The 1,562-nt window shown below is 55.4% G+C and carries 1 protein-coding gene and 1 pseudogene; both read right to left on the reverse strand.

The annotated features are described in order from the left end of the window. Nucleotides 1-887 (reverse strand): ketopantoate/pantoate/pantothenate transporter PanS (gene panS / locus FDW87_RS08970; RefSeq protein ID WP_137379669.1); only part of this gene is annotated, 887 nt, incomplete at its 3' end. 92 nt (nt 888-979) lie between these two features. Then, nucleotides 980-1,562: pseudogene (locus FDW87_RS08975) on the reverse strand (ACT domain-containing protein); the annotation flags it as partial.

Raw genomic sequence — 1,562 nt, forward strand, 5'->3', positions numbered from 1 at the left:
TAACCTGCCAGCAGCGAACCGGAAAGGTTATGCCAGACCGAGAACAACGCGCCGGGCAGCGCCGCAAGCGGGCCAAAGTAGATTTTGCCCAGCGCAGCGGCAAGCCCTGAATTCTGCATGCCCACTTCAATAGCCAACGTACGACAGGTTGACTCGTCGAAACCAAACAGTTTTCCGCCCCAGTAGCCGCCGAGCAAGCCAATGGTGTTATGCAGGATCACGGCGATAATCACCACAAAGCCGACAGACGCAATGTGCGAGGCGGACCCCGCCACGACGGCGCTGATGATCGCCAGGATACACACCATAGAAAACGCCGGTAGATACGGTTCCACGGCTTTTACGACGCGTGGGAACAGATGGTGAATGACCAGTCCCAAAGCAATCGGAATGACCACGATCTGCAGAATACTCAGCAGCATACCCATCACATCCACCTGGATATGCGCGTCGACATACAGCCGTGTCAGCAGCGGCGTGGCGACAACGCCGACCAGCGTTGAAACCGATGAAATAGTCACGGAGAGCGCCACATCACCTTTTGCCAGATAGATCATGACGTTCGATGCGGTTCCGCTGGCGACGCTACCGACCAGCACCATCCCTGCCGACAGTTCCGGCGGCATATTAAATGCCAGTGCCAAAATCCATGCGGCGAGCGGCATCACCAGATAGTGCAGGAAAATACCCGCCGCGACCGGTGCGGGGCGTGAAAGTACGCGTTTAAAGTCGTCCACCTTCAGGTGAACGCCCATGCCGAACATGATCAGCATCAGCAACGACGGTACGAATGGCCCGACAGGCGTAAAGGTGGAGGGCGTGTAATACGCAATAACAGAGAGCAGCAGCGCCCATAACGGGAACAGCCGCGTGAGAGTAGCGAGCATGTTATCTTCCTTGCGATTGAAATGTGTTGTGTTGTTATAAAAAAGCCGGGTTCGAGCCCGGCTATAGTTATTGTTTATCGCGTGATGAAATATTATTCAAACAAATTATGATGCAGCTTCTGTACCACCTGTTCGGCTTCGCTACCGGGCACCAGGAAGCACAGGTTATGGCTGGACGCGCCGTAGCAAATCATGCGGATGTTGAACGGCTCCAGTACACCAAACACCTCTTTACCCACGCCGCAGGCTTTGGACAGGTCGTTGCCAATCAACGCCACCAGCGCCAGGCCTTCTTCGACTTCAACCCGGCACAGGGCAGACAGTTCCATCAGCAGAGATTGCGTTAACAGCGTATCGCCGGTGGAGGTTGAACCGGTGGTATCCAGCGTCAGCGCCACGCTGACTTCTGATGTGGTAATTAAATCTACCGAGATATTGTGGCGTGCAAGGATGCCGAACACTTCTGCTAAAAAGCCGCGAGAGTGCAGCATATTCAGGCTATGCAGCGTCAGCAGCGTCTGCTTACGGCGTAGCGCCAGCGCACGGAACAGCGGTGGATTCGCGGTTTTATTGCAGACCAGCGTACCGCCTGCTTTTGGATCCTTGCTGGAGCCAACAAATACCGGGATATCGCTACGTACGGCCGGCAACAGGGTTGCCGGGTGCAGCACTTTC

This window comes from Citrobacter sp. wls826 (assembly GCF_005281245.1).
GTDB lineage: Bacteria > Pseudomonadota > Gammaproteobacteria > Enterobacterales > Enterobacteriaceae > Citrobacter > Citrobacter braakii.